Source organism: Bradyrhizobium sp. BR14999 (assembly GCF_056106085.1).
This window is the reverse complement of record NZ_CM148536.1, coordinates 4,146,378-4,166,496: the sequence shown is the minus strand read 5'-3', so window position 1 is coordinate 4,166,496 and position 20,119 is coordinate 4,146,378. Positions and strand designations below refer to the sequence as shown.

The following is a 20,119-nucleotide window of genomic DNA, read 5'->3' as shown; positions in this document are numbered from 1 at the left end:
TCAGATGATTTAGAGCGAGGACCCAATGATGACCGCGCACCGCAAATCCAATGGCGAGGCCGCCGCCAGCTTCGTTCGCCGCCACATCGGCCCCTCGGCAGGCGACGTCACCGCGATGCTCGAGGCCGTCAGCGCGAAAAGCGTCGACGCGCTGATGGCGGAGACGCTGCCGGCCTCGATCCGGCAGGCCGCCCCGCTCGATCTCGGCAAGCCGCTGAGTGAAACCGAGGCGATTGCGCATATGGCCGAGCTGGCGCGGCAGAACCAGGTCTTCACCTCGCTGATCGGCCAAGGCTATTCCGGCACGATCCTGCCCGCTGTGATCCAGCGCAACATCCTCGAAAATCCGGCCTGGTACACGGCGTATACGCCCTATCAGCCCGAGATCAGCCAGGGCCGCCTGGAAGCGCTGCTCAACTTCCAGACCATAATCTGCGATCTCACCGGTCTCGACGTCGCCAACGCTTCGCTGCTGGATGAGGCGACGGCGGCGGCCGAAGCCATGGCGCTTGCCGAACGGCACTCGCAGGTGAAGGCAAAGGCCTTCTTCGTCGACAAGGACGTGCATCCGCAGACGCTCGCGGTGATGCGCACCCGCGCCGAGCCGCTCGGCTGGAGCCTGATCGTCGGCGATCCCCTCACCGATCTCGACAAAGCCGACGTGCTTGGTGCGCTGCTGCAATATCCGGGCTCATCGGGCGCGGTGCGGAACTTGCGGCCCGCGATCGCGGCGCTGAACGCCAAGGGCGCACTGGCGATCGTTGCCGCTGATCTGCTGGCACTGACGCTGCTGGCCTCGCCCGGCGAGTTAGGTGCCGACATCGCGATCGGCTCGGCGCAGCGCTTTGGCGTGCCGATGGGCTATGGCGGACCGCACGCGGCCTATATGGCGGTGCGCGATGCGCTGAAGCGCTCGCTGCCCGGCCGCATCGTCGGCCTCTCCGTGGATTCGCGCGGTGCACCGGCCTATCGCCTGGCGCTGCAGACCCGCGAGCAGCACATCCGCCGCGAGAAGGCGACCTCGAACATCTGCACCGCGCAGGTGCTGCTCGCCGTGATCGCCTCGATGTATGCGGTCTATCATGGCCCCGAAGGCTTGATGCAGATCGCACGCAACGTCCACCGCCGCACCGCGGTGCTCGCCGCGGGCCTGCGCAAGCTCGGCTTTGCGCCGCGGTCGGATAGCTTCTTCGACACGCTCAGCGTCGATGCCGGCGCCAAGCGCGTCGAGATCGTCGCACGCGCCGATGCCGAGAAGATCAATCTTGGAATCGGTGATAGCGGCTTGCGCATCGCGCTCGACGAGACCACGACGCCCGCGACGGTGGAAGCGGTCTGGCGCGCCTTCGGCGGCACACTCGCCTATGCCGAGATCGACGCCGAGACGCGCGAGGCGCTGCCGGACGAGTTGAAGCGCACCACCGCGTTCCTCACCCATCCGGTGTTCCACGCGCATCGCTCGGAGACCGAGATGCTGCGCTACATGCGCAAGCTCAGTGATCGCGACCTCGCGCTCGACCGCGCCATGATTCCGCTCGGCTCCTGCACCATGAAGCTGAACGCGACCACCGAGATGATGCCGCTGACCTGGCCGGAGTTTGCGACGCTGCATCCGTTCGCTCCGCGCGAGCAGGCCGCCGGCTATCACGCGCTGTTCGCGCGGCTTGAAAAGTGGCTGTGCGACATCACCGGCTATGACGCGATCTCGCTGCAGCCGAACTCTGGCGCGCAGGGCGAATACGCCGGGCTGCTCGCAATCCGTGGCTATCACGCGTCGCGCGGACAGAGCCAGCGCAAGATCTGCCTGATCCCCTCCTCCGCCCATGGCACCAATCCGGCTTCGGCCGCGATGGTCGGGATGGACGTGGTGGTGGTCGCCTGCGAGAAGAATGGCGACGTCGACGTCAATGATCTCCGCGCCAAGGCGGAGAAGCATTCCAACGATCTCGCCGCGGTGATGATCACCTATCCCTCGACCCACGGCGTGTTCGAGGAGCACATCCGCGAGATCTGCGACATCGTGCACGGCCATGGCGGCCAAGTGTACCTCGACGGCGCTAACCTCAACGCACAGGTCGGCCTTAGCAGGCCCGGCGATTATGGCGCCGACGTCAGCCACCTCAACCTGCACAAGACCTTCTGCATCCCGCATGGCGGCGGCGGCCCCGGCATGGGCCCGATCGGCGTCAGAGCGCATCTCGCGCCGTTCCTGCCCGGTCATCCCGCAACAAAGGCGGACGCCCCGGTCGGCCCGGTGTCGGCGGCGCCGTTCGGCTCGGCCTCGATCCTCACCATCTCCTACATCTACATCTTGATGATGGGCGGCGAGGGGTTGAAGCGTGCGACCGAGATCGCGATCCTCAACGCCAATTACATCGCAGCACGCCTCGATCCGCATTTCCCGGTGCTCTACAAGAACGCCAAGGGCCGTGTCGCCCATGAGTGCATCGTCGATCCCCGTCCGCTGAAGACGACGAGCGGCGTCACCGTTGATGACATCGCCAAGCGCCTGATCGACTACGGCTTCCACGCGCCGACCATGAGCTTCCCGGTGCCGGGCACGCTGATGATCGAGCCGACCGAGTCGGAATCGAAGGCCGAGTTGGACCGGTTCTGCGACGCCATGATCGCGATCCGGAAAGAAATCGCCGAGGTCGAAGCCGGCCGCTTCAAGATCGAGGCCTCGCCCTTGCGCCACGCTCCGCACACCGTGCACGACATCGCGGATGACGATTGGAAGCGCGCTTACACCCGCGCCGAGGGCTGCTTCCCGGACGGCACCTCGCGCACCGACAAATATTGGAGCCCGGTCGGGCGCGTCGATAATGTCTACGGCGACCGCAACCTGGTGTGCTCCTGCCCGCCGGTGAGCGATTACGCGGAAGCGGCGGAGTAAGACGCGACGGAGGTTTCGTAGGGTGGGCAAAGCGGCTTGTCCGCCGTAGCTCGAAGAGCGAAGGCGGAGGCGTGCCCACCATCTTGCCTTTATTGAAATATAGTGGGCACGGCGCTTGCGCGCCTTTGCCCACCCTACGGCACTGAACGCGCCTCTAAGGCCCAACCAACAATCGGCTTTCGCGATCCCAACGCCAGAGACGTTCGTTGGTCAGTTCGGTACCGCCCCACCAACGTTTGATCGTGTTGTGACGCCACATGTCGTCTTCGCGCGCGAGAAGTGAACGCCCGAGTTCAGTCAGCGTGACCTTCCACTCACTCTTGCCGAAATAGCGGGCCTCGTTGTCGAACGCCGGATCGCCCAACAAGACCGGCGGCGCCGAATGTTCCGCCAGTTCGAGCAAGGCATAGCGCGCGTCGTTTCCGTCGAATACATCGCGAAGCCACCTGGCATCGCAGACGCGCCTCGGGTCGGTGTGCCCTTCGTTCACAAAATCCAGCAGATCCATTTCAGTTGCACCGAGTCCCGTCACGCTGTCAGGAAGCTCTTCAAGCACCGCAATCAGCGCCGATCGCAGTCTCGGCAGGATCATCAGATCCGTCATCAGCAGATCGAAACAGGGTTCTGGCGTCGACGGCCAATAGGCCCGCCAGGCGCGGCTTGCCGTCATCAAATGATTGTCGACCACCTTGAAGGCCGGCAGCTTCCATTTTGCGACCGATTGCGGAGCATAGTTCGCAACAATGTCATCCGTATGCACCAAGCTCAGCTTCGTCGTGATCTCCTTGTAGGGGCGAAGAAGGTCGAGCAGCCAGACGAGCACAAGCTGATCATTGGGCCGAGGATCAACCCATATTTCAATCGAGTCGAACTTCTCGCACAGCTCGAAGAAACCGATATCGCGCGTGCCGAAACCTTCCAGCGAGCCGCGACAAACGTCGTCGAGCCAATGATCGCCTGGATTACAGTGCTTTGCCGATCGCCGCTCCAGTCCCATCAAAAGTTGCTCCTCGGAGGGTAATTTCCCCGAGACGAAGCGTAGACAGAATCCGAGCGCGATGTTCGCCGCACCCGATTGGCGAAGCGTGTGTGTCGCAAGATCATTCGTGGCCAGGATCAGATGTGACACGATCGCCTCTTAAATTGATACGTAATACAGGGGCACTTTTGAGCAACACGCACGCGTTACACCGGCGCAACCAACAAGCGGCTCCGCGTATCCCAGCGCCACAATCGTTCATTGGTGAGAAGCGTACCGCCCCACCAGCGCCGAATCGGATTGTGACGGCGGAAATCCTCCCGGCCTTCAAGCACGGCTTGGCCGAACTCCGTCAGCGACAGCCGGCTCCGGCGAAAGGCGGCGTTGCGGCTTCTCGCATTGTCCGGATCGAGTGTCGCCAGCTTGCCATCCAGCCCAGTGACCGCGGGTGCCGGGCCGAATGCGAGCCCTTCGAGCAATGGGCCCAACTCCCACTGATCGAACACGCGTGTCCCCAGCGCGCCCGGCCGAAACAGCTCATCGGTCCGATTGTGTCCTGCCGCGATGCGTTCGAGAAGCCGCGCTTCCGTCGCTCCCAGCCCCGTCGTCGGCGCCGGCAGTTCTGCCAGCAATGCTTCCAGGGCCGGCTTCAGGAAGGGCAGCCTAGGCAAATCCCTCCCCAGTAGCCCGAAGCAAAGTTCAGGCGTCGGCGCCCGATAGGCCTCCCAGGCCATATTGGCTATCTCGAAGTCGCCGTCCGCGACCTCCGATTCCAGCACCGTACGATCGCGAAGCTGCGGGCCGTCCGCTTCGCGTAAATCGAAATTGACACGTCGCAATCTCAGACGATCGGTGATCGATGGATGGGACCGCAAATAGTCGAGGATCCAGATCAATTGCAATTGACTGTTAGGCTCAGGGTCGAACCACAGCTCGATAAGATCGACGCCATAGGTCTCGCAAAACCAAACCAGGCCAGTCTCCTTGTGCGCGAGACCGGTCTGAGGCAACCGGCCCACAAGATCGGACCACCGCACCTCCGGATCCCCCCTGTAATAGCCGCCCGTGAGGTAATCCTCGAGGTGATGCGACGTAGGCAGAGGCCCCCAAACGAACCGAAAGATCAAGGGGACGACCATGTCAGCACGACCGGCATAGGTGAGACCAACGCCGGACGAACTGGTCAAGATCACACGCTTCATAGCCCCGGCGCCCCACCCCACCCCAAAACGAAACGGGCACCGAAGACGTCGGCAACTCAACGTCCTCAGCGCCCGCTCCTCGCGAAAACTCTACTGCTTTAAGGCTTACTCCGCCGGCTCCTCGCCGTCGGCGTCGCGCTCCGGTGTGCCGGCGAGAATCTGCTCGGCGATCAGGCCGGAGTTCTGGCGGATCGAGGTCTCGATCTTGGCGGTGATGTCGGGGTTGGCCTTCAGGAAGGCTTTCGAGTTCTCGCGGCCCTGGCCGAGGCGCTGGCTGTCATAGGAGAACCAGGCGCCGGACTTCTCGACGATGCCGGCCTTGACGCCGAGATCGAGGATCTCGCCCATCTTGGAGACGCCCTCGCCATACATGATATCGAACTCGACCTGCTTGAAGGGCGGCGCCAGCTTGTTCTTCACCACCTTCACGCGCGTAGTGTTGCCGACGACCTCGTCGCGCTCTTTGATCGCGCCGATGCGGCGGATGTCGAGGCGGACGGAGGCGTAGAATTTCAGCGCGTTGCCGCCGGTGGTGGTCTCGGGCGAGCCGTACATCACACCGATCTTCATGCGGATCTGGTTGATGAAGATCACCATGGTGTTGGACTTGTTGATGGAGGCCGTGAGCTTGCGCAGCGCCTGGCTCATCAGACGGGCTTGCAGACCCGGCAGCGCATCGCCCATCTCGCCCTCGAGCTCGGCCTTCGGCACCAGCGCCGCAACCGAATCGACCACCAGCACGTCCACCGCGCCGGAGCGCACCAAGGTGTCGCAAATCTCCAGCGCCTGCTCGCCGGTGTCGGGCTGCGAGATCAGCAGCTCGTCGATGTTGACGCCGAGCTTGCGGGCATAGACCGGGTCGAGCGCGTGCTCGGCGTCAATGAAGGCGCAGATGCCGCCCTTCTTCTGCGCTTCCGCCACCGTATGCAGCGCCAGCGTGGTCTTGCCCGACGATTCCGGCCCGTAGATCTCGACGATGCGTCCCTTGGGCAGGCCGCCGATGCCGAGCGCGATATCGAGCCCGAGCGAGCCGGAGGACACCGCCTCGATGTCCATGGAGCGGTCGCTCTTGCCGAGCTTCATCACCGATCCCTTGCCGAACTGGCGCTCGATCTGAGAGAGCGCGGCAGCCAGGGCTTTACTCTTGTCCATGGAAGATCCTTCGACGATACGCAGGGCAGTGGCGGACATTGGGTCGTGCTCCTTATGGCGAGGATTCGCTAGGGGGACAAACGATTGAGAGGGCGGGCCGGCGATAAAAGTAATGTACCCTATTTGTTCTAGGTTCGCAATATGTTCTTTGCGGCTGTCCCAATCCCCTGCTCGTGCCTGAATCGAAAAGGGGCCGCCCTTCAGCGACCCCTTTGCCGGTTGCAATCTCGTTTCGGGATGAAATTCCAGCCCCGGCGGGAGGCACCGTACCGGTGTCCAGATGCCAAGTGGATTCCGGGCAACTACTGTTCGTAGCACTGTCCTAATTTGCGTTTCGCTGGATCTCTTGCGCTTGAATGCTACGCTATGTAACGCTAATATATGTAGCGTTATCTTTCGGACCCTTGAATTCAGGAGGCGTGATGAAATCGGTTCTCAAGATCGTTGTAGCGCTGGCCATCTTCGTCGGCTCGGCCTCGACGCAAGCGCAGACATCGAACACTCCGATCTCATCGGGCGCTCCGAAAGTCGGTGCAAAAATTACGAAGAAATCGCAATTGCACGACGGCTGCCACAGCCGGCGCGCGCAGATGCTTGGTAAGCCCTGCCACTAAAGCGCGATGACGAAGAATCGTCATCGCGCTTTAGTCTATTGTTTGAGCATGATCTCCGCGCAAACGCGTTCGGCGTTTGTCGCGAGGAAAAACCGCTGCACACTTTGCGCTAATGGGATCCTCGTCCGAAACTGACGCGCATCAAAGACGCGCGGGCCTTGGCGCCGTCATAAATCCTTAATCCTGAGGCACCGAACCTTTTCGCGGTCTGTGGCCTTCTTCGGGATGGGACCGCAACTCTGGGGACCCCTGTCATGACTGAAGACACACACCACGGCGCCATCAGGCGCAACCACCTCCTGGAGGCCGCGCAGGAGGAGATGATCAAGTTCGAGCGCAAGGAGAACGAGTTTCGCAAGAAGGACCGTGACGAGCGCGCCGCCGAGCTGCGGTTGCCTCTCGGCGAGATCAAGGTTCACTAAGGCCCACGACGGCGAGCGGCAGCGCCTGGGCACGCGTTGCAGAACCTGACCGCCGCGAGCGGCTGCCGTTGACCTCGCGGGAATCCAGCATCGCGCGCCGGGATGCGCTTGGCTGAGCATCCCGCGTGGTTATGGTATCCAAATACTTCCAGTAAGCCATTGATGGAAAGACGAAATCACCCCACAGCCTACTGTGCATGGGGTTGTTTTCCACCTTTTTGAAAGATTGGTGCCCATTCACCATCGACGAAGCGCGCCGGCGCGGACCCCGGCCGCCTCCCCATACCTGCGCTGACGCCTTGCTACAGCAACGCCAGCAGCACGAGGCCGATCACCAGCACGACGAAGCCAGCCGCCGTCGCGGCGGCGAAAGACCGCTCTACGTTATCCATGATGCCACCCCGTTGCCGCCGCGCCACGTTTCCCCCATGGCTGCGCCGGACGGTGTGGAATCTTGCCGACCCGTGTGTCGCCAGTTGTGCGGACGGATGTCGAAATTGGGACGGGCGCGAGGCCAGTCTGCGGCCCGCGCGATCGCGGCTTCCCCACTGACACCGTCAGGCGCGTGTAAGCCTGATCGCCTAGTCTCGACGTGCCCGGTGGACCAACACCGGGTCTCCATACCCAGCCGACGACCCCGCTCCCCGCGAGCGGGGTTTTCTGTTTGCGGGCATGGACGAAAGCGGCGCGACGAACGTGACGCCGGCCCCCGCTCCGCTTTGGCCGCCTGTCAGGCTGACGTAAGTCGAACCAGTTAGGGTCTCTTGGCTATGGTGTTGCAGCCCAGCACCTCAGCCTCCAACAACTCTTTGCCCCGCTTGGCTCTCCCCAGGCGGGGTTTTTTCATGGCTGCTTGCTGGTTCGCAGCTTCCCGCTCCTCCCGCGTCAGCCGCAGCGAGACGGCGCGGATCGCGGGCGCAGCCAGCAGCACGATCGGCAGCATCGCGGCCCATGCGATCAGCCACGACACCATCCAGTGCCCGAGGAAGACCCTCGCGCTGCCTGCGGGAAGGCTGGCGATGCCTGCCGCGATCAGCGAGGTCAGTCCGGACTGGATGATACCGAAGACGAAATGAGAATAGCGGCGGGGAATGCCGAGCATGAGGCGCCCATGGTTGCTTGCCGTCATCGGGCCAAGCAAGGCCCATGCCGTCGCGCGCGGATTGCTCCGTGGTTCTCCGACCATGAACAGAGTTCCGGGGCGGCGCGCAAGCGGCGCCGAATCCGACCTCGTTTGCTTCGGAGTGCGCGCCCTCGCGGTTTCCGTCAACGGTCCGCGACTTATCGACAGATTTCACTTGTCGCGAGCATATGATGACGCCCAACATGTTACGGGCATGGAAGGTGAATCGTGGGAGGTGACCATGAATCACAGGGGCGTCGAATTCACCGTCGCCAAGACGGCAGTTCCCGGAATCTGGCAGTGGCAGTTCCGAATCGGCGACCAAATCAAGACCGGCAGGACCGAGACGAAGATCGACCTGTTGGCAATCCGGCGGGTGCAGTTGCGCATCGACCGAGAACTGAAGGCCATCGAGCGCAAGACGGCCTGAGCAAGACGGCCTGAACCGGCCGGTCTGGGTGAGATCAGCGGCCGGCGCGGCGCCCCGCAGGGTATATCCCGTAGCCGCCCGGAATTGATCTGACCGGGGTTTGGGATTGCACTGCGCGCCCGTGGCCTTGGGGTTGGGCCGTCACGCGTTGATCGGTGCCAGCCATGCCGCTCTACTTCTTTCGAATCCGGAACGGCCGTTATTCCGGCTGCGCGGACCAGGCGAGCGAATTTGCCGATCGCGATTCGGCCTGGAAGGAGATGACCAGCGTCTGCGCTGACATGGCCGCCGGCATCGCCCGCAAGCTCCAGCAAAATTCCGAATGGCACATGGAGCTGCTGGACGAGGCGAAAGAGCCCGTATTCCGGATCCGCATCGTCGCAGAGACGATCGAAAAGGTGAGCCCCTAAAGCGCGATGCGACTAGGATGAATCGCCATCGCGCTTTACGCTCTTGTTTGAGCATGATCTTTCCGGAAAACCGCTGCACACTTTTCCGGATCATGCTCTAATCCGCGCTGGGCAGCCGCCGCATGGTGAATTCGATGTCGCCGCCGGGCAATTCGCGCCAGGTCTCGACCGCGCTCATATAGCCGGCCTTGGGGTAGCGGGCGAAGAAGGCCTCCGCCCTTGCCCGTGCCGCTGCGCGCGGCAGCGTGAAGGTCTCGCGCAGATAGCCGTCGCCGGCCGGATGGCCCGGCTTGCCGCCCATCTTGCGCCGGCGTGCCATCCGTTCGGCGAGATCCCGCGGACGATCGGCCATGTCCCGTCCTCCTCTACGCAATACTCTACTCTCTTGCGAGATGTAGGAGGCCGGCAGGGCAAAGAGGAGTCCCACCCGGAGGCGTCAACCACCCCCGAGCGGCGGCAGGTTAATTGGCGGCCGTGCCGGATTTCTTCTTCGGCGCGCTGGTCGCGGCCGAGGCCTTCGGCGCCGCCGACTGCTTCGGCGGATCGGCGCGCATGCCGCCCCAGGGATCGTTGGACGCCTTGGAGTCCGGAATCTTCTTCAGCGTTTCCTTGTAGGCCTTTTCACGCTCGGCGTCCGCGGCCTTCTCCTCGGGGGTCTTGCCCGGGCCTTCCTGCAGCAAATTGAGATTGGGCATTTGCGCATAGGCCGGTCCCGCCAGCACGGCCAGCACCGCGGCCAAACGGAAAAGCTTCATCATCCACTCCTTGATCATCCATGAAGCACGGATCGCCCGCGCTTTGTCATCCTTGTCGCGGCCGACCGCGACCTCAGGGCCGCTAGAGCCGGTCCGATCTGCACGATTTCGGCGCATGCAGCCAGTCGTCCCAGATCGGGCCGCATTTGGTGCACCCGTTCAGCGCAAGGCCGAGCGCAGCCAGACAAAAGACCAGGACACATCGACGCAACATCATCCACCCGTACCCAAGCGAGCCATCATATCGGGCGAAGTCGGGCATTTTCAAGCCGAAGAGACCGGCGCCAGACCGGGTGACTTTGCCGCGCCGATGCGCGCAGAATGAGGCGAAACATCCGGCAACAATGGAGGGAACGACTGCAATGCAAACGCAGCCAGACGCCGAGTTCGGCATCACTGACGCCAAACGCATCCTCGGCGAGGTCTTTGCGCCCTGGGTCCAGGATCTCGACCTCTCGGTCGAGCGCATCGAGCACGCACAGCCGGCGGATGCGCCGGACTGGCAGCCGGGTGCCCTGCTGCGCATGCCGTTTTCTGAACGATTGTGCCGGAACGGCGGCGTGGTCTGCGGCCAGGCGCTGATGGCGCTCGCCGACACCGCGATGGTGATCGCGATCCTCGCCGCCAACCGCGGCTATCGTCCGATGACCACGGTCGACCAGACCACGCATTTCATGCGCGCAGCCTCCTCCTCGGACGTGCTGGCGGATGCCCGCGTGGTGCGGCTCGGGCGTACCATGAGCTTTGGCCGCGTCACGCTGCTCTCGGCCTCCGACAACAAGCCGATTGCGATGGTGTCGAGCGCGTTCGCGATGCTGCCGGGCTGAGCGTGCTTCGAAAAGAAGAGAGCCGCGGAAGCGCCAGGCGCGCCGCGGCTCTCGACGAATCCCATGTCGAGACAGAAAACGCTACTTGCCGAGCACCTCGTCGGCTGCGGTCACGATGCCGACGTTCGGATTTTTTCCGCAATAGGCGCCGAACTTCTTGGCGTTCTCGATGAACACGTCGGTGTCGATGATCGCGTTGTCCGCGTCGCCCTTGTACCAGCCGTCCATCCAGGTCAGAACGACTCGGATGTTGTCTTCGCCGCTCTCCAGGAATTGCTTGCAGCTCATGGTCGAGAGGTCCCATTTGACGGCGTGGGCGGGCATGGACGACAGCGAGAGCGCTGCAGCGAACAGAATCGAAACCATGGTCTTCATCAGTATCTCCATCGGCGCGAACGCCATAAAGGGCTTGTCAGGAAAGTCGGCGGAGAGATTGTCCGCGTCAACGTGGTAAACGAAGTCTGAAGCGGAGCGCAAGTAGCGCCAGTATTGAGTTGAGTTCAAGGTAATTTCTATGCGCTATTTCACAATGGTCATTGTGGATGAACGCGAATGATTGAGAGGCGTGAAACGCAGCGTCACCGTGTTTTCAAGGGGGGCAGGATCACCTTTGAAAATAGCGGAATCGCATGCACGGTGAGAAACATATCGACCGGCGGCGCTGCCGTCGATCTCGACGGGCCCACAACGCTGCCGCAGAGCTTCAAGTTATCGATTTCGTGCGACAATTTCGTGCGGACTTGCCGCCCCGTGTGGCGCAGCGACAAACGCGTCGGCCTTGCTTTCGTGCAATAGCGCGCGCGATGTGAACGATCGTTCGCATCGCATCCACAACACGATCATGATCGCGCGATACGACGGCGGCGACGCCAGCGCAGGCTTGCAATCGCGAACGCGACGACCGCGAGCGCGATCACTGAGGACGCCGCAAGAAAACGTCCACCGGGACGATCGATGGTGCGCGACCATAGCGAGGGCGCCTCGCCCGGCCGCGCTAGGCGAAACGCAACGACGCTGTCGCCGATCGAAGTGCCTGCCTCGGAGTGGCCGCCGGCGCCGATCGCGACATATTGCTCGCCCTGCCAGAGATAGGTCATGGGATTGGCGACGCCCGGGACCGGCAACCGGCCCTGCCACAGCTCCCTGCCGCTCCGCGCATCGAAGGCGCGCAAATAGGCGTCCATCGCTCCGGTGAAGACGAGCCCGCCTGCGGTGACCGCGAGCCCGTTGACGAGCGGCGCGCCCCACGGCAGCGGCACGCCGAGCGGTGCAAGATCCTCGGTGGTGCCGACCGTCGAACGCCACAGGATTTTTCCGGCCTTCAGATCGACCGCAACCATCTCGCCCCAGGGCGGCTTGTTGCAGAGCAAGCCGAGCGGCGACATGACCACTGCGCGTGTCATCGCGAACGGCGTACCACGCTGCTGGCCGAAATCATGACCGGGCGGCGGATTGAACCCGACAGCTTCCGCCCGCGGGATCAGCTTCACGCGATGCACGGCGCGGCTGGTGTTGGCGTAGAGGATCTGGCTGACCGGATCGAAGGCCGCACTGCCCCAGTTCACCCCGCCACCGGTGAATGGAAACAACAGCGTGCCCTGCCTCGAAGGCGGCGTGAACAGGCCCTCATTGTGCGCCTCCGCGAATTGTCGCTCGCAGGACGAGCGACGCAGCGCAGGCAATAGCGCGAGCGCATCTTCGGTCGAGATCGTCTGTGACGTCAGCGCGGGCACGTGCGTCGGGAACGGCTGGGTCGGCGACAATCTTTCCCCTTCCGCGCCGTCCTGCGGCACGGCGCGCTCCTCGACGGGCCACACCGGCTTGCCGGTGTCGCGATCGAGCACGAAGACAAACCCCTGCTTGGTCGGCTGGATCACGACATCGCGCTGGCCCTCACCCGTGTCGAGGCGCGCCAGCGTCGGTTGCGCCGCCAGATCGTAGTCCCAGACGTCGTGATGCACGATCTGAAAGGCCCATACGAGTTCGCCGGTCTCGATGTGCAGCGCGACCACCGAATTGGCGTGCTCGTTGTTGCCCGGCCGCTTGCCGCCCCAGAAATCCGGCGAGGGCGACGACGTCGGCAGGAATACGAGTCCGCGCGCGTCATCGACCGACATCGGCGCCCAGACATTGGCGTGACCGGCTTCGATGCCTTCGCGCTCGAGCGGCTCGAAGGTCCAGCGTGGCTGGCCGCTGCGCGCATCGAACGCTCGCACCACGCCGCTCGGCGCGTCGACGCGGCGGTTGTCGCCGATCGCAGATCCGACCACGACGACACCGCGGCCGACCGCCGGCGGCGAGGTGATCTGGAATTCGCCCGGCCATTCCAGGGGCATTCCGATATCGAGCTTGATCTCCCCGCCATTGCCAAAACCGGCACAGGGAATGCCTGTCTTCGCATCGAGCGCGATCAGGCGGACGTCGTTCGTTCCCATGAAGATGCGCGCGCGGCAGGCGGCATCCGGCGGCGCCGTGTCGTCGATCCAATAGGTGACGCCGCGGCAGACATAGCGATTGGCGGGGCGCTGGTTGATCGCGATCTTCGGATCATAGCGCCATTTCTGCGCGCCCGTGCCGGGATCGAGCGCGATGACCTCGTTGAAGGGCGTGCAGAAGATCAGGCTGCCTTCGACGAACAGCGGCGTCGCCTGGAATTTGGTTCGCCGCATCAGCTCGGGCGAGCGTGCTGTGAGATCGCCGGTGTGATATTCGAAGGCGCGGACGAGTTGGCCGACATTGCCCGGCGAGATCTCCCGCAATGGCGAGAAGCGCGAACCGCCGGGATCGCCGCCCCAGCTCTCCCAGGCGAAGCACGGCGGCACGGCAAACGACAGGAGCGTAACGAATGCGGCAGCAACGCGCAGGTGGATCCGCAACGCCCGCCTCGTTCTATTTCGACTTCTTGGCAGGTTCGCTGGGGCGGGCCCCGCCCCACGGATCGTACTTTTCCTTGGGCTCGGGAATGCGCTCGAGCGCGGCCTTGTAGGCCTTTTCGTCGACCTTGGGCTTGTTGTCCGCCTTGGCGTCGTTGCCATGGCGCTTGCTGCCGGCGCCCATCTGCGCCTGAGCCACGCTTCCCGCCAGCGCCAGCACCGCGGCCGCTATCACCAGAATCCTCATGAATGCAACCCCCCTCGCCTGGGGTACAAACTAGCCTGCAATCCCGTAATAGCAAATGCCGCGGGTTCCAAGACTTCAGCAAATCTTGATCGGGCGGGACTTCGCCCGATCGCATTCGTGCCTATGTGTTGGCCCGCAGGGGGGACCTTCAAGTATGTTGCGGATCATTGCTCATGCGGCGCTTCTCGCCGGCGCGCTCGCACTCGGTGCCTGCGGCTTTGCCGACAGCCGCGCGCCGGTGCCCGAGTTCATGCGCATGAAGGAAGCCGAGCAACCGCCACCCGAGCCGGCCCCCGACGTCAAGCGCGTGGTGCGCGAGCAGATCGACGTGGTCTTCCTGAACACGTCCTATCCGCGTGAGGTGCACGTAGCCCCGCCCCATCGCGAGGTGCGAGGACCGGGCTGGACGGCCTGCGTCCGCGCACAGCTCACCTCCGCGACCGGTACGTCGCTGGGCGCCCAGACCTACATCGTGACCATCACCGGTGGAAGGGTCGTCGACCGCCGGCGTGCGGAAGCCGACGACATCTGCGGGACCGAGACTTACCAGCCGATTTAGGAACAAATCGCTCTAACGAAGCTGCGGTTCCGGGGAAAAACCAGCATCGCCGACGGGAACGAACACCGCCTCCCTTTCTTGTTACCGCCGAGGGCAGTTTCGAGGAGGACATGATGAGGACGTTGACTGTTGCGCTGTTGGCGGGCGTCGGTGCTTTGGCAGCCGCATCGAGTGCGAAGGCTTCCGACATCTACACGAGCAGCGAGTACACCAATCCGGATCTCGTCCAGCAGGTACGACTTGTCTGCGACGACGCCGGCCGCTGCTATCGCACGCGCAGCGGTTCGCGTGTGATCGTGCGAGATTCCTATAACTACATGCCGCGCGAACGCTATTATGAACGTCGGACCTACCATCGCGATTGGGATGACGGCCCGCGCGCCGGCGTCGGCATTCGCGCACCCGGCGTCAGCGTTGGCGTCGGTGTCGACGATCGCTGGTAATCGATGAAGTCTTGATGGCCGGGACCGGACGAGACAACTCGCCCGGTCCCGTTGGTATGATCGTATCGAATGACCGCAACTAGGCGACTACCGATTGTTGCTGAAACTGCTCGTAGGCCGCGATCGCGTCCGCAGCATACATCAACGACGGGCCGCCGCCCATATAGACCGCCATGCCGAGCGTCTCCTCGACCTCCTGGCGCGTCGCGCCGAGCTTGACGAGCGCTTCGGTGTGAAAGCCGATGCAGCCGTCGCAATGCGCAGCGACGCCAAGCGCCAGCGCGATCAGCTCCTTCGTCTTCTTGTCGAGCGCGCCGTCGTGCGTCGCCGCCTGGGCAAGTGCGGCAAATCCCTTCATGGTGTCGGGAATGTCGCTGCGCAGCTTCTTCAGGTTGGCGGAGATGTTCCTGGTGATGTCGACGTAGTTCTTGTCCATCGGATCCTCATGGCCTGGATTTGGCTGTGGTCGAAATAGCCTCGCGCGGCGCGCGCAAGGCGATATAGATCGCGGGAATCACCAGCACGGTGAGCAGCGTCGACGAGGCAAGCCCGAACAGGAGCGAGATCGCCAGTCCCTGAAAGATCGGGTCGAGCAGGATGGTCGCGGCGCCGATCATGGCCGCGAGCGCGGTGAGCAGGATCGGCTTGAAGCGGACCGCGCCGGCCTCCAGCACCACCTCGCGAAGCGACTTGCCATCTGCGCCGCTGTGCCTGATGAAATCGACCAGCAGGATCGAGTTACGCACGATGATGCCGGCCAGCGCGATGAAGCCGATCATGGAGGTCGCGGTGAACGGCGCCCCCAGGAGCCAGTGCCCGATCAGGATGCCGATCAGCGTCAGCGGAATCGGCGTCAGGATGACGAGCGGCAGGCGAAAACTCCGGAACTGGGCGACGACCAGCACGTAAATGCCGAGGATGGCCGCACCGAAGGCGGCGCCCATGTCGCGGAAGGTCACCCAGGTGATCTCCCATTCGCCGTCCCACAACAGCGTGGGCCGCGACTCGTCCGATGGCTGGCCGTGCAGGCTGATCGCGGGCTTCGGCAGCGTGCCCCAGTCATGGGCCTCCACACGATCGGCAACCGCGAGCATGCCGTAAAGCGGCGCCTCGAAGCGGCCGGCGAGCTCGGCCATCACCATGTCGGCGAAGCGGCCGTCGCGGCGGAAGATCGTCAGCGAGCCCTCCTCCATGGTCGCCTTCACGACCTGACCGAGTTCGACCACCGTCTTGCTGCCGGGCAACGTGTTGGCCGGCACCGGCGTCGAGGCCAACGCCTCGTCCCAGACCAGATCGCGCTTTCCGAGATGCACCGCGATCTCGATCGGGTTGCGGTCCTCGCCGCGATGCGAATAGCCGATCGAAATGCCGCCGAACAGCGCCTGGATGGTGTCGTAGACGTCGCGCTGCTCGACGCCGAAGAATTCGAGCCGGTCCTGGTCGATCGAGAGCCGCAGCCGTGGCCGCTTCTCGCCGACGGAATCGTCGATGTCGACGATGAACGGCACTTCCGCGAACACCTTCTTGAGCTCGGCCGTAACCGCACGGCGCGCGGCCGCATCGGGACCGTAGACCTCGGCGAGCAGCGTCGAAAGCACCGGTGGCCCGGGCGGCACTTCGACCACCTTGATGCTGGTGCCCGCGGGCGGATCGAGCGCCTTCAGCTTCTCGCGCAGCTCGAGCGCGATCTCATGGCTCGCGCGCTTGCGCTCGCCGCGCGCCGCCAGGTTGACCTGAACTTCGCCGAGCTCGGGCCTCTGGCGCAAATAGTAGTGCCGCACCAGGCCGTTGAAATTGAAGGGAGCGGGCGTGCCGGCATAGGATTGCAGCGAGGTGACCTCCGGCAATTGCCGCGCGATCTCGGCCGCGCCGAACAGCGTGCGCTCGGTCGCCTCCAGGCTCGCCCCTTCCGGCAGGTCGACGACCACGGCGATCTCGGACTTGTTGTCGAACGGCAGAAGCTTGACCGTCACCGACTTGGTCGCAAACAGCGTCATCGACAGCAGCGTCGCGATGCCGACGCCGAGCAGGAAGATCCAGGCCGACCGCTTGCTCCGCACGATCGGCGTGGCGAAGCGCCGGTAGAGACGGCCGAGCCGACCTTCATCGTGCTCCGGATGCGTCGAGGTAACCTCGCCCCTCGGCGCGAGCTTGATCATCAACCAGGGCGCGACCACCATCGCAACGAAGAATGAGAACAGCATGGCAGCCGACGCATTGGCCGGGATCGGCGCCATATAGGGGCCCATCAGGCCCGACACGAACAGCATGGGCAGCAGCGCGGCGATCACGGTCAGCGTCGCGACGATGGTGGGGTTGCCGACCTCCGCCACCGCTTCGATGGTCGCCTGCAGGCGCGGCCGGCCGTCGCGCATGCTCCAATGCCGCGCGATGTTCTCGACGACGACGATGGCGTCGTCGACGAGAATGCCGATGGAAAAGATCAGCGCGAACAGGCTGACGCGGTTGATGGTGTAGCCCATCAGATTGGCGGCGAACATCGTGAGCAGGATCGTCGTGGGAATCACGACGAAGGTCACCAACGCCTCGCGCCAGCCGATCGCGATCGCGATCAGGACGACAATCGAGACGGTCGCGAGGCCGAGGTGGAACAGCAGTTCGTTGGCCTTCTCGTTGGCGGTCTCGCCGTAGTCGCGCGTCACCGTCACCTGGAGATCCCCAGGGATCAGGCGCGACTTCAATCCTTCGAGGCGTTTGGCGATGTTCTCGGACACGACGACCGCGTTGGCACCGGCCCGCTTGGCCAGCGCCAGGCTGACGGCGGGCGTGCGCGCCCACTGCCCAGCGGGCCCGCGCGAATCCGTCCAGACGCGATGCTCGACGGTGCTCGGGCCGACGAAGACGGAGGCGACGTCCTTGACATAGACCGGCCGGCCGTCGCGGCTCGTGATGAGCAGCAGTCCCATGTCGGGAATGCCGGACAGCGTCTGCCCCGCCGCGACGCCTCGGACGATGCCGGCGTCGCGGACCTGCCCCGCCAGGAACGAGCGATTGGCGTCCTTCACCTTGGCCACGAGCTGCTGCAGCGTGACACCGAACAGCGACAGTTTCTCCGGATCTGGCTCGACCCGGATCTGTTGCGCCGCGCCGCCGGATATGTAGGTGAGGCCGATGTCGTCGACCTTCATCAGCTCCGCGCGCAGCTTGTCGGCGAGCTCGTAGAGATCCTCGTCGGTCCAGCGGCTGGCGGCTTCCGGCTTCGGTGACAGCGTCAACACCGTCACCGCAACGTCGTTGATGCCCCGGCCGACGATCAGCGGCTCCGGGATGCCGACGGGAATGCGGTCCAGATTGGCGCGAATCTTCTCGTGCACGCGCAGGATGGCATCCTCGAACTTGGTGCCGACCAGGAAGCGCGCGGTGACCATCACGCGGTCGTCCTCGGTCTGGCTATAGACGTGCTCGACGCCGTCGATGCCCTTGACGATCGATTCCAGCGGCTTGCTCACCAGCTCCACCGCGTCGGGCGCGCGCAGGCCGTCGGCATTGACGCGGATATCCACCATGGGAACGCTGATCTGCGGCTCCTCCTCGCGCGGAATCACCACGACGGCGATCAGCCCTACGACGAGGGCCCCGAGCAGGAATAGCGGCGTGAGCGGCGATGCGATGGTCGACCTGGTCAACCGTCCTGACAGCCCGAGATTCACGGCCGCACCAATTGGTCACCGGTCCGGATGCCCGACAGGATTTCGAGCCCGTCGGGAAGCGAAGGCGTCGGCATGTCGCGGCCGCGCTGCACCGGCACGTCGATCGTCTCATCGCCTTTGCGGAGCTGGACGTAGTCGATGCCGAACCGGGTCGTCACATAGCTCGAAGGAATGACAAAGGCCGGCCGCGCGCCGCCGGCGATCCAGACCCGCAAGCGATCGCCGACGAAATATTCGCCGAGCCCCTCGACGGTCGCGTCCGCAATGACGCGCCCCTCCTCGATCTGGGGATAGACGAGGTCGATCACGCCCCATTTCGAGGCCTCTCCCGCCAGCTCCGCGCCATCGACGCGGACCTTGTCGCCGGCCTTCAAAGAGCGCGCGTGGCGCTCCGGCACGCGCAGCCGCAGCTTGAAGTTCTGCTCGGCGACCGTGACGATCGGGTCGCCGGCGAGCACGACGGATCCGACGGTGATCAACCGCTTCAACACGCGCCCGTCCGTCGGCGCGAGCACCTGTCCCTGGTTGAGCTGCTCGTTGATGACGGCGCGCTCCGCGGTCCTGGCGCGCAGGCCGTTGTCGGCGACGTTGAGCGCCGTGCGCTGCTCGTCGAGCTTGACGCGCGGCAGGATGCCGCGCTCGACCAGCCCTTCGGTCCGGGTGAAGTCGAGCTGCGCCTGCCTGGCCTGGGCCTGCAGCGCCTCGATCTGCGCGTCGAGCGATTTCATCTGCAGGACGAGCTTCTCGTCGCCGATGGCCGCGATGACCTGACCTGCGGTGACGCGATCGCCTTCCCGCACCTTGAGCTGAACGACGGTGCCGCCGATGCGGCCGCGTGCGGGGACCACGCTGATGCTCTCGACGGTCGCGAAGACGGCCTTTTCGTCGGTGACCGGCTGCTGCGCAACGGTGAGCGTTGCCGCGGCGGCAGCGGACCCCGCCGGTACTCCGATCGCCGCCCACGCGGCCAGAAATCCCAGGCGTGCCAAATATTGCAAGGGACACATCCGTGTCGTCATCGGGTTCATCACACCGCGCCGCGGTGTTCCTCTCATTTCATCGACATCGGGCGAAGGCGCGTTGATCTCGCGCAAGGCGCACCCGCCCGCCCTTGCCTAGGCTTCACCTCGTCCTTGCGGACTTCGGCGCGCAAAACACCTGATAAAGCGTCTTCAGGACTTCGCGCGCCGGCTCGCTGGCGATCGAATAGAAGATCGTCTGCGCATCGCGCCTGGCGGCGACCAGGCCATCCTTGCGAAGGAGCGCAAGATGCTGGGAGACCGTGGAGTCCCGCAGGCTCAGAAACTCGGCCAGCTCGCCGACCGACCGCTCGCCGTCGATCAACTGGCAGATGATGAGAAGACGGTGGCGGTTCGAGAGCGCCTTGAGCAGCTCGCTTGCCTGATCTGCCGCCCGCTCCATGATCTCGCTATCTATTTTCATACTTGCGTATATACGCAATTACGAATATATCGTCAAGCGCTGCACGACGGCCGGAACTGAACCGGCGGAGCGG

22 protein-coding genes and 1 pseudogene are annotated in these 20,119 nt (G+C 64.1%); 10 read left to right on the top strand and 13 right to left on the bottom strand.

The genetic code is table 11. The annotated features are described in order from the left end of the window. Nucleotides 1–28 precede the first annotated feature (28 nt). The gene (gene gcvP, locus ACR9YP_RS19090; protein WP_474221086.1) at nucleotides 29–2,896 is read left to right on the top strand and encodes an aminomethyl-transferring glycine dehydrogenase; all 2,868 of its coding nucleotides are present in this window, start codon (nucleotides 29–31) and stop codon (nucleotides 2,894–2,896) included. 154 nt (nucleotides 2,897–3,050) lie between these two features. Here gcvP and ACR9YP_RS19085 read toward each other — a convergent pair whose 3' ends face one another. From ACR9YP_RS19085 to recA, 3 genes are all read right to left on the bottom strand, one after another. Further along, nucleotides 3,051–4,025 (bottom strand): hypothetical protein, encoded by a 975-nt coding sequence (locus ACR9YP_RS19085; protein WP_474220806.1) that lies wholly within the window; start codon nucleotides 4,023–4,025, stop codon nucleotides 3,051–3,053. 56 nt (nucleotides 4,026–4,081) lie between these two features. After that, nucleotides 4,082–5,077, bottom strand: a complete 996-nt coding sequence (locus ACR9YP_RS19080) for a hypothetical protein (RefSeq protein ID WP_474220805.1) — start codon at nucleotides 5,075–5,077, stop codon at nucleotides 4,082–4,084. 105 nt (nucleotides 5,078–5,182) lie between these two features. Beyond that, nucleotides 5,183–6,268 carry a recombinase RecA gene (recA, locus tag ACR9YP_RS19075; RefSeq protein WP_091889095.1) on the bottom strand — a complete coding sequence of 362 codons (1,086 nt, stop codon included), beginning with the start codon at nucleotides 6,266–6,268 and terminating at the stop codon, nucleotides 5,183–5,185. 383 nt (nucleotides 6,269–6,651) lie between these two features. On the opposite strand from recA, the gene ACR9YP_RS19070 reads away from it, so the two are divergent. Together ACR9YP_RS19070 and ACR9YP_RS19065 are read left to right on the top strand one after the other, a co-directional pair. Beyond that, on the top strand, nucleotides 6,652–6,843 hold the full coding sequence (locus ACR9YP_RS19070; protein WP_474220804.1) for a hypothetical protein: 192 nt from the start codon (nucleotides 6,652–6,654) through the stop codon (nucleotides 6,841–6,843). A 254-nt stretch (nucleotides 6,844–7,097) separates the two neighbouring features. Continuing rightward, nucleotides 7,098–7,265, top strand: a complete 168-nt coding sequence (locus ACR9YP_RS19065; RefSeq protein ID WP_164934493.1) for a hypothetical protein — start codon at nucleotides 7,098–7,100, stop codon at nucleotides 7,263–7,265. 874 nt (nucleotides 7,266–8,139) lie between these two features. Here ACR9YP_RS19065 and ACR9YP_RS19060 read toward each other — a convergent pair. Further along, nucleotides 8,140–8,367, bottom strand: a pseudogene (locus tag ACR9YP_RS19060) (DUF2798 domain-containing protein); the annotation flags it as partial. A gap of 262 nt (nucleotides 8,368–8,629) precedes the next feature. Between ACR9YP_RS19060 and ACR9YP_RS19055 the strand changes: the two are divergent. Beyond that, a complete protein-coding gene (locus ACR9YP_RS19055; RefSeq protein ID WP_091889179.1) occupies nucleotides 8,630–8,818 on the top strand; it encodes a hypothetical protein in 189 nt (62 codons plus the stop codon). 164 nt (nucleotides 8,819–8,982) lie between these two features. Continuing rightward, nucleotides 8,983–9,228 (top strand): DUF6894 family protein, encoded by a 246-nt coding sequence (locus tag ACR9YP_RS19050; RefSeq protein WP_091889101.1) that lies wholly within the window; start codon nucleotides 8,983–8,985, stop codon nucleotides 9,226–9,228. Nucleotides 9,229–9,325: 97 nt separating this feature from the next. Here the strand turns inward: ACR9YP_RS19050 and ACR9YP_RS19045 are convergent, their stop codons facing one another. Further along, on the bottom strand, nucleotides 9,326–9,580 hold the full coding sequence (locus tag ACR9YP_RS19045) for a hypothetical protein (RefSeq protein WP_474220803.1): 255 nt from the start codon (nucleotides 9,578–9,580) through the stop codon (nucleotides 9,326–9,328). A 109-nt stretch (nucleotides 9,581–9,689) separates the two neighbouring features. Then, nucleotides 9,690–9,983: a hypothetical protein gene (locus ACR9YP_RS19040; protein WP_091889181.1), complete on the bottom strand. Its 294-nt coding sequence runs from the start codon at nucleotides 9,981–9,983 to the stop codon at nucleotides 9,690–9,692. A gap of 115 nt (nucleotides 9,984–10,098) precedes the next feature. Here ACR9YP_RS19040 and ACR9YP_RS19035 point away from each other — a divergent pair, with 115 nt between their 5' ends. Next, on the top strand, nucleotides 10,099–10,308 hold the full coding sequence (locus ACR9YP_RS19035; protein ID WP_164939634.1) for a hypothetical protein: 210 nt from the start codon (nucleotides 10,099–10,101) through the stop codon (nucleotides 10,306–10,308). A 37-nt stretch (nucleotides 10,309–10,345) separates the two neighbouring features. After that, nucleotides 10,346–10,810, top strand: a complete 465-nt coding sequence (locus ACR9YP_RS19030) for a PaaI family thioesterase (RefSeq protein ID WP_091889104.1) — start codon at nucleotides 10,346–10,348, stop codon at nucleotides 10,808–10,810. Nucleotides 10,811–10,891: 81 nt separating this feature from the next. On the opposite strand, the gene ACR9YP_RS19025 is transcribed toward ACR9YP_RS19030, so the two are convergent. Then, on the bottom strand, nucleotides 10,892–11,185 hold the full coding sequence (locus tag ACR9YP_RS19025) for an HdeA family protein (protein ID WP_474220802.1): 294 nt from the start codon (nucleotides 11,183–11,185) through the stop codon (nucleotides 10,892–10,894). A gap of 177 nt (nucleotides 11,186–11,362) precedes the next feature. Between ACR9YP_RS19025 and ACR9YP_RS19020 the strand changes: the two genes are divergently transcribed. Further along, nucleotides 11,363–11,605, top strand: coding sequence for a PilZ domain-containing protein (locus ACR9YP_RS19020; RefSeq protein WP_370988860.1), 243 nt, complete (start codon nucleotides 11,363–11,365; stop codon nucleotides 11,603–11,605). Between the two features lie 44 nt (nucleotides 11,606–11,649). Here ACR9YP_RS19020 and ACR9YP_RS19015 read toward each other — a convergent pair whose 3' ends face one another. Both ACR9YP_RS19015 and ACR9YP_RS19010 read right to left on the bottom strand, forming a co-directional pair. Further along, nucleotides 11,650–13,686: a pyrroloquinoline quinone-dependent dehydrogenase gene (locus tag ACR9YP_RS19015; RefSeq protein WP_474220801.1), complete on the bottom strand. Its 2,037-nt coding sequence runs from the start codon at nucleotides 13,684–13,686 to the stop codon at nucleotides 11,650–11,652. Nucleotides 13,687–13,699: 13 nt separating this feature from the next. After that, the gene (locus tag ACR9YP_RS19010) at nucleotides 13,700–13,930 is read right to left on the bottom strand and encodes a hypothetical protein (RefSeq protein WP_091889110.1); all 231 of its coding nucleotides are present in this window, start codon (nucleotides 13,928–13,930) and stop codon (nucleotides 13,700–13,702) included. Between the two features lie 154 nt (nucleotides 13,931–14,084). Here ACR9YP_RS19010 and ACR9YP_RS19005 point away from each other — a divergent pair, with 154 nt between their 5' ends. Further along, nucleotides 14,085–14,489 carry a hypothetical protein gene (locus tag ACR9YP_RS19005; RefSeq protein ID WP_128932867.1) on the top strand — a complete coding sequence of 135 codons (405 nt, stop codon included), beginning with the start codon at nucleotides 14,085–14,087 and terminating at the stop codon, nucleotides 14,487–14,489. 110 nt (nucleotides 14,490–14,599) lie between these two features. Further along, nucleotides 14,600–14,932 carry a hypothetical protein gene (locus tag ACR9YP_RS19000; RefSeq protein WP_474220800.1) on the top strand — a complete coding sequence of 111 codons (333 nt, stop codon included), beginning with the start codon at nucleotides 14,600–14,602 and terminating at the stop codon, nucleotides 14,930–14,932. Between the two features lie 79 nt (nucleotides 14,933–15,011). Here ACR9YP_RS19000 and ACR9YP_RS18995 read toward each other — a convergent pair whose 3' ends face one another. The 4 genes from ACR9YP_RS18995 to ACR9YP_RS18980 form a co-directional block, all read right to left on the bottom strand. Then, nucleotides 15,012–15,368: a carboxymuconolactone decarboxylase family protein gene (locus ACR9YP_RS18995; protein ID WP_474220799.1), complete on the bottom strand. Its 357-nt coding sequence runs from the start codon at nucleotides 15,366–15,368 to the stop codon at nucleotides 15,012–15,014. Between the two features lie 7 nt (nucleotides 15,369–15,375). Continuing rightward, on the bottom strand, nucleotides 15,376–18,603 hold the full coding sequence (locus ACR9YP_RS18990; RefSeq protein WP_474220798.1) for an efflux RND transporter permease subunit: 3,228 nt from the start codon (nucleotides 18,601–18,603) through the stop codon (nucleotides 15,376–15,378). Beyond that, nucleotides 18,600–19,622: an efflux RND transporter periplasmic adaptor subunit gene (locus tag ACR9YP_RS18985; protein WP_474220797.1), complete on the bottom strand. Its 1,023-nt coding sequence runs from the start codon at nucleotides 19,620–19,622 to the stop codon at nucleotides 18,600–18,602. The genes ACR9YP_RS18990 and ACR9YP_RS18985 overlap by 4 nt, the downstream gene beginning before the upstream one ends. 103 nt (nucleotides 19,623–19,725) lie before the next feature. Further along, entirely contained in the window at nucleotides 19,726–20,025 is a 300-nt protein-coding gene (locus ACR9YP_RS18980; RefSeq protein WP_474220796.1) for an ArsR/SmtB family transcription factor, read from the bottom strand. Nucleotides 20,026–20,119 lie beyond the last annotated feature (94 nt).

Bases quoted from the DNA above. Each gene is read 5' to 3' on its own strand.
- gcvP (WP_474221086.1), top strand. From the start codon at position 29: ATGACCGCGCACCGCAAATCCAATGGCGAGGCCGCCGCCAGCTTCGTT.
- ACR9YP_RS19080 (WP_474220805.1), bottom strand. From the start codon at position 5,077: ATGAAGCGTGTGATCTTGACCAGTTCGTCCGGCGTTGGTCTCACCTAT.
- recA (WP_091889095.1), bottom strand. From the start codon at position 6,268: ATGTCCGCCACTGCCCTGCGTATCGTCGAAGGATCTTCCATGGACAAG.
- ACR9YP_RS19070 (WP_474220804.1), top strand. From the start codon at position 6,652: ATGAAATCGGTTCTCAAGATCGTTGTAGCGCTGGCCATCTTCGTCGGC.
- ACR9YP_RS19065 (WP_164934493.1), top strand. From the start codon at position 7,098: ATGACTGAAGACACACACCACGGCGCCATCAGGCGCAACCACCTCCTG.
- ACR9YP_RS19055 (WP_091889179.1), top strand. From the start codon at position 8,630: ATGAATCACAGGGGCGTCGAATTCACCGTCGCCAAGACGGCAGTTCCC.
- ACR9YP_RS19050 (WP_091889101.1), top strand. From the start codon at position 8,983: ATGCCGCTCTACTTCTTTCGAATCCGGAACGGCCGTTATTCCGGCTGC.
- ACR9YP_RS19045 (WP_474220803.1), bottom strand. From the start codon at position 9,580: ATGGCCGATCGTCCGCGGGATCTCGCCGAACGGATGGCACGCCGGCGC.
- ACR9YP_RS19040 (WP_091889181.1), bottom strand. From the start codon at position 9,983: ATGAAGCTTTTCCGTTTGGCCGCGGTGCTGGCCGTGCTGGCGGGACCG.
- ACR9YP_RS19035 (WP_164939634.1), top strand. From the start codon at position 10,099: ATGCAGCCAGTCGTCCCAGATCGGGCCGCATTTGGTGCACCCGTTCAG.
- ACR9YP_RS19030 (WP_091889104.1), top strand. From the start codon at position 10,346: ATGCAAACGCAGCCAGACGCCGAGTTCGGCATCACTGACGCCAAACGC.
- ACR9YP_RS19025 (WP_474220802.1), bottom strand. From the start codon at position 11,185: ATGAAGACCATGGTTTCGATTCTGTTCGCTGCAGCGCTCTCGCTGTCG.
- ACR9YP_RS19020 (WP_370988860.1), top strand. From the start codon at position 11,363: ATGATTGAGAGGCGTGAAACGCAGCGTCACCGTGTTTTCAAGGGGGGC.
- ACR9YP_RS19010 (WP_091889110.1), bottom strand. From the start codon at position 13,930: ATGAGGATTCTGGTGATAGCGGCCGCGGTGCTGGCGCTGGCGGGAAGC.
- ACR9YP_RS19005 (WP_128932867.1), top strand. From the start codon at position 14,085: ATGTTGCGGATCATTGCTCATGCGGCGCTTCTCGCCGGCGCGCTCGCA.
- ACR9YP_RS19000 (WP_474220800.1), top strand. From the start codon at position 14,600: ATGATGAGGACGTTGACTGTTGCGCTGTTGGCGGGCGTCGGTGCTTTG.
- ACR9YP_RS18995 (WP_474220799.1), bottom strand. From the start codon at position 15,368: ATGGACAAGAACTACGTCGACATCACCAGGAACATCTCCGCCAACCTG.
- ACR9YP_RS18985 (WP_474220797.1), bottom strand. From the start codon at position 19,622: ATGACGACACGGATGTGTCCCTTGCAATATTTGGCACGCCTGGGATTT.
- ACR9YP_RS18980 (WP_474220796.1), bottom strand. From the start codon at position 20,025: ATGGAGCGGGCGGCAGATCAGGCAAGCGAGCTGCTCAAGGCGCTCTCG.